This is a genomic window from Anaerolineales bacterium (assembly GCA_022866145.1).
GTDB lineage: Bacteria > Chloroflexota > Anaerolineae > Anaerolineales > E44-bin32 > PFL42.
This window is the reverse complement of sequence record JALHUE010000323.1, coordinates 1-2310: the sequence shown is the minus strand read 5'-3', so window position 1 is coordinate 2310 and position 2310 is coordinate 1. Positions and strand designations below refer to the sequence as shown.

Sequence of the window (2310 nt, the reverse complement as noted above, 5' to 3'; positions counted from 1 at the left end):
CGGATACAGGCCACGCTTGCCAAGCTGCGGCTCACCCAGCGTGGTCACCCGGTAGATTCGGTTGACTTCGAGTGTCGTGAGGCACTGGCGCAGGAGCTGGAAACTGCCGGCGAGGCCGGCGGGGGTGACCAGCTCCAGATTGTCGAGCGAGGTGTGGTACTCCGGGTACGAGCCGTACTTGCTACGCATGATGCTCACCACCGGCAGGTCGACTCCGGGGCTGCAGTACTGGCGCTCGTCGCTCCCTCGATCGAGATAGGTCCAGCGCACGAAGTCCGGGTGCGTGTGGCGCAGCGTGTGCAAGGCAGCGCGATCGGCAAGACGGTCGCCGGTGCGCGAAGGTAGGTAGGAGTAGACACGCTCATCGCCGACGCAGGTGATGTTGAAACCCGCCAACGTGTTGCGCCGCATCGCTTCCAGGTTTCGGCTCAGGTAGGTGATCGATCCGATCGTCTCCGGGATGAAGACGATCCGGTAGGAGTATCGTCGCGGTGCTTCCAGCAGCCAGCGCGCCAGGAACGCAGTCACCGCCGGGCCGGAGAGCTCATTGTTGGCCATCGAAGGATGGCAGATGTAGGTGGAGAGCAGGATTTCCTCGGGCGTGCTGCCCGGGATGCGACACTCGGCGTAGGTCAGGCTGCCCTCGGTCAGCTCGCTGTCGATCACGACGTGATAGCTTCCCGGGCGCAAGCTGGCGCGCAGGACATGCGACAGGCAGAAGCCCCAGTGCTCGGCGTAGTACGAAGTGACATACGGGATCGCTTGCGGCAGTTCCGGCAGCGAGTGCAGATGCGGCTGGAGCTCTTCCAGCGAAAGGCGGGCATCCACCGGGATGGAGTATCCGACGACATGCAGGTTGTTCGCATGGAAATCGACGATGCGGCGGCCCTGAGGATCCTCGATGTAGGCCTGACGGATATTCCACTCGCGCGGCACGACCCAATCGAAGACGGGGGTCCCGGAAGCTACCTCAGTGATCTCCAGCGGCAGGAACTCGGCGAGGATGCCGAGCGATTCCCGAACCCCGTTTCCGGTGATACTGCGGCAGATCGGGAACAGTCGCTCCACCAGGGTGTACATCTCTGTGCCCGGCGAGGCCTCGCCCGTTGGTTGCGGCTGCTCATCCAGCATGTCTCACTCCACATCCGTCTCGTGAGATCCCCAGGGGTGCCACGTCCAGCCGAGCCCCTCAGGTTCTCCCGGGTCGGCGACAGGCGGGGAAGACCGGGGCGGACGGAGCAGATGCCGGCCTGGATCCGGGCGGGCGCCAGTTGGCCCCAGGCTTGGCCGTGACTGGGCGGCCGTCCTCTCGATGCCGCCCAACGGGCTACGATACCACATCCCGCTTGCCATCAGTCACCTGCCGTGGTCCTCCCCTGTGCGTGCCCCTCGAGTCCTGTCCGGTCACCCGGCAACTTCGGGGCGCGTCTGGTCTGAATTCTCGACGACGAGCCACTGATCCGGACCTCGCCTGCAGGCATACTCGTTCGCCATCCAGGCGGCAGACACCCTATAACCTCCTTCTCGAGCGACGCATTCCGCCCAATTCCGGGCGGGCCGCTCCTGGTTGGCCCGATCCGACTCGAGCCGCCTTCGCAGTCTGAGTCATCGGGCCTCAAGGGAGCTCGCTAGGCAGGGATCATGCATTCACAACGCGAGGAGCACGATGGCCGACAGACACAACAATACGCCGAGAACCTGCCAGCGGGAAACGGCCTCTCGCACAATCGCCGCCGATAGCACGACGGTCATGGCCGGAGCCATCGCCGAGAGCACAGCCGCCACATCCAGCCGAATGAAGCGGGAGGACAGGACGAAGAGCACATTCCCGCCGGCGTCGAGCACCCCCGCCAGGAGCGCCAGCGGGTGGGCCGTCAAGGAGGGCATGGCAGTTCGCATCGACAGCAGCACCAGGACCGCCACGAGCGTGCCGGTCGCCTTGGCAATTGCCAACGGGCCGAAAACGTTGGCGTCACTCACCTGCGCGATCATCACCAGGAACCCTCCGATGAAGATCCCCGCACCGATCGCCAGCCACAGGCTTTGCCGTCGCTCACCGAATCCCAAACCTGGCGAAGCCGAAACCAGCCAGATCCCAAGGCTGCCTGTAGCGAATCCGAGGGCCTGGGCCAGACTGGGAAGCCCTTCGACCACGAGGCCGGCCGCGACCGGTACGGCCGCCCCTACAACGGCGGCCGTCGGGGCGACGATTGCCGCCGCCCGCATCGCCAGGCCTCGATACAGGGCGGTCACCCCGATCGCACCTGAGATACCGGCCGCAATCGCCCAACCCCAGTCGGCCGGTGCGGG

Annotated in this window: 2 protein-coding genes; both read right to left on the bottom strand. The window is 65.5% G+C overall.

Going from position 1 to position 2310, the window contains the following annotated elements:
- The coding region (locus tag MUO23_10085; GenBank protein MCJ7513301.1) for a DUF4910 domain-containing protein at nucleotides 1-1131 on the bottom strand (1131 nt) is incomplete at its 3' end.
- Nucleotides 1132-1647: 516 nt separating this feature from the next.
- Nucleotides 1648-2310, bottom strand: a 663-nt coding sequence (locus tag MUO23_10080) for a DMT family transporter (protein ID MCJ7513300.1), incomplete at its 5' end; no start/stop codon positions are given.